The sequence below is a fragment of the Methyloceanibacter sp. genome (genome assembly GCF_058506495.1).
The window spans coordinates 1-3,137 of record NZ_JBZMXT010000150.1 but is presented as its reverse complement, the minus strand read 5'-3'; the positions used below and the strand labels follow the sequence as shown (position 1 = coordinate 3,137).

4 protein-coding genes are annotated in these 3,137 nt (G+C 58.6%); 1 reads left to right on the top strand and 3 read right to left on the bottom strand.

Features of this window, described 5'->3' with window-relative positions:
- The first annotated feature begins 53 nt into the window (after nt 1-53).
- Nucleotides 54-185, top strand: a complete 132-nt coding sequence (locus tag AC33YF_RS13405) for a hypothetical protein (RefSeq protein WP_491777715.1) — start codon at nt 54-56, stop codon at nt 183-185.
- Nucleotides 186-858: 673 nt separating this feature from the next.
- Here AC33YF_RS13405 and AC33YF_RS13400 read toward each other — a convergent pair.
- The 3 genes from AC33YF_RS13400 to AC33YF_RS13390 form a co-directional block, all read right to left on the bottom strand.
- Nucleotides 859-1,029 carry a hypothetical protein gene (locus AC33YF_RS13400; protein WP_491777714.1) on the bottom strand — a complete coding sequence of 57 codons (171 nt, stop codon included), beginning with the start codon at nt 1,027-1,029 and terminating at the stop codon, nt 859-861.
- A gap of 279 nt (nt 1,030-1,308) precedes the next feature.
- On the bottom strand, nt 1,309-2,595 hold the full coding sequence (locus AC33YF_RS13395; protein WP_491777713.1) for a DEAD/DEAH box helicase: 1,287 nt from the start codon (nt 2,593-2,595) through the stop codon (nt 1,309-1,311).
- Nucleotides 2,596-2,872: 277 nt separating this feature from the next.
- On the bottom strand, nt 2,873-3,137 hold a 265-nt coding region (locus AC33YF_RS13390), incomplete at its 5' end, for a hypothetical protein (protein WP_491777712.1).

The following is a 3,137-nucleotide window of genomic DNA, read 5'->3' as shown; positions in this document are numbered from 1 at the left end:
CTTAACTGTTTGCTTGGCCGGTTTCCGGCGTTGTTTGCATAGGATGTGCATCCATGGAGAAAATTCTGTTCGCTTTTCTTGTTGCGTTGGGCCTAACGGTTACCGCGGCGGCGTATGCCCAGGACTGTGAAGAAGGTCAGACTTGGGACGAAACCAGTGAGAGCTGCGTTCCTGATGAGTCCTAGTAGCTAGCGCTGAGAGCATTCAAGTAGAGCCCCGGTGCAGCTCCCCCACCGGGGCTTTTTGTTTATTGCTTCTAGGTCGCGCTAAGAATGCCGGGCGGGGTGTCGGACTCCTCCCCTCCCTAGAGACATCCGTGACCCAAGCGGTCCGCCTCGACTGCACAACGCTGCAGTCTGGTACTCTGTGATGGTGATCAACGATGGCCCGTTATCGAAGTGCACAGCTTCGACAGTTTCGCCTCATTAGCGACTGCGAGCGCTGCGTCCATTACGCTCAAGGCTGTCCTTTGTTTTTGGCTATTCTGCTCGCTAATGAAGAAGACCTGACTGCGTCTCCGCTCGATCAGTTCGTCGACGTGGCTTCGCCGTGTCCAATGTTCTTTGCTGCGTCCGAAAAAGCACCGTTGTTTCCAACCCGTCGCTTTCTTCGCGGAGTCGAGAAATTCGAGGCGCCCAATAAGCAAGTTTAGCGACGCCTTTTGATTGGCAGGTTAGGTTCGCTTTGGGTCATAGGCTGCTCCAAGGACGGCAAACAGCCAGGTCCGGTTAACACCCCTAACCGAACATCGATATCTCTGGAATCGATGTCTGCTGAGTGCCAGGAGCGGACATGGGACGGGGAACGACCGTTTGGTGGCACTCAGATTCTCCTGGCCACAAGAAGCCCTTCCTCAAGCTAGGCGTCGTCGGTGCGTCTCTCAGTATTGGCCCCCATCTCGTCGCCATCTTGCGTGCCCTTGCGCTTTTCCGTCTCCTCCTGCAGACGTCTCAGCTTCTCCTGCTTTTTTCGCGCCTTCGCCCGGTCTCGCTCCGCCTTCTGGAAGTTGTAGTTTGGTTTAAACGCCATGTAGACCTCTCCTCAGATCCAATTCCCGTTAAGTCTGCTCCGATCGCCGAGGCTTGCGTGCCCTCGGCGCTGCTTGGACGGAAGGATTTTCGGCTGCCGCTTCCCTGTCGGCGGCTTCTTTAGCGAAGCGAAGTTCGCGCAACCGTGCCGTCTTCTCGGCCCTGGCGTCGCTGGCGAGCCTTTGCTCCAGCTTGTAGCTTTCTTGCCGCTTGCGACTCTGGTCTAGTATTGCGTCTGCCCTGCGCCTGGCTGCCGAGATTCGGGAAGGGAAAGATTCTTTCATGCTACGCCTCTCGATTTCCGATGCGATTTGGGAATGGCTGAGGGCGTGCCGTTTGGACGGCGATTGCGCCAACGTTTCCGCCGCCTGTTGCCCGGACGCGCCGCTGCGCGGGGGGACAAGTCCCGCGTCTTAACGGCATCTACAGTTATCGCGAGCGGGTGTTCGGCGACCTGAATGCTCGTCCGCATAAGCCGCTCGATAGTTTTGAGATAAGCCCGCTCGTTGTGGTCACACAATGAAAGTGCCGTGCCTTGCGCGCCAGCTCGGGCCGTGCGGCCAACACGGTGAACATAGCTCTCCGGGTCGTTCGGCAGCTCGAAATTAATGACGTGGGAGATACCCGGGACGTCGATACCTCGCGCTGCGATGTCCGTTGCCACAAGGATCCGTACCCTGCCGCTGCGAAAGCCGTCGAGTGCGCGCACGCGCGCGTTCTGGGCCTTGTTGCCATGGATTGCAGTCGCTGCCAGTCCCGCCTGTACAAGATGGCGAGAAACTCGGTCGGCACCGCGCTTGGTCCGTGTAAAGACGATTGCCTGGCCCATCCTTGGCGTCTTGAGAAGGTCTGTTAGCACGGCCCGTTTATCCTTCGAGCCCACGAAGTAGACGCGCTGCTCGATACGATCGACCGCCACCTTTGCTGGCGAGATATCAACGCGGACGGGATTGCGCAGAATATCGTGCGCCAGCTTACCGATCGACGGCGGCATGGTTGCCGAGAAGAGAAGCGTCTGCCGCTCTTTACTGCAGAAGCCCACTATCTTCCGCACATCTCGGATGAAGCCCATATCGAGCATGCGGTCGGCCTCGTCGAGCACCAGCATTGAGACCTTATCGAGGCGTACGTGACGCTGGGCGCAGAGATCCAGTAGGCGGCCCGGTGTCGCGATCAGGATGTCGACGCCAGCTCTCAGCGCCTTTACTTGTTTTGACTGACCGATGCCTCCAAAGATGACCGCCGTACGCATGTTAAGGCCTCGCCCGTAGGCGTTCACCCGTACGGCGATCTGCCCCGCGAGCTCGCGCGTCGGCGCCAGGATCAGCGCCCGAGGTGCGGTGGGCGTCGGCGACTCGGATCTGTTGATGAAAAGACGATGAAGAAGCGGCAGCGCGAAGGCGGCCGTCTTGCCGGTGCCAGTCTCGGCGACGCCGAGCAGATCCTGACCCTGGATGAGAATAGGTATCGCTTGAAGCTGGATTGGTGTTGGCTTCACGTAGTTTTCGGCCTTGAGCGCAAGCCGGAGCGGCTCGGCGAGGCCGAGCGAATCGAATGAAGGTGTCACTAAAAAATTGTTCCTTGCGCCTGAACACGGCGCGCGAATCGACGCGATCGTGAGGACGCTTGCCCCGCCCCACGCGCTGTCTGGGGGTAGACGAAATCGGGAATTGTCTCGGGATGAGTCGCCGCAAAGTCTGCGACAGCTTCGCGCGATCGCGAGCAATTAGTAGCTGCCACCAGTGACAGCACCAAACTCTAATGTCAAGTTTGCCGTGTTTTGGCGGCTGAAGTGCCAGCGTCGTATGTCCGCTTTGGGTCATTAGCGGACATCGGAGCGCAACCTAACCACGTCCGCGTTGCACCCGAAAGCAGACATCCTCAGCTTCGGCATTGAGGTCCGCTAAGTACCAATCACGGAATCTGACTTGAAAGGGGGCGACGGCTAGAATTCGGCGCGCCCACGAACACCCCGCACAGTGATATTGTTGAGCAAGGAGTTGAGCATAGCGGGTGAGGTTCTCGGTACACACACCGTATTTACGAGCGCCTGCGCGCTCGCGCTTCCGGCTACGCTGTGCGAATTCTTCTAGGCGTTGAGGCAAAGAC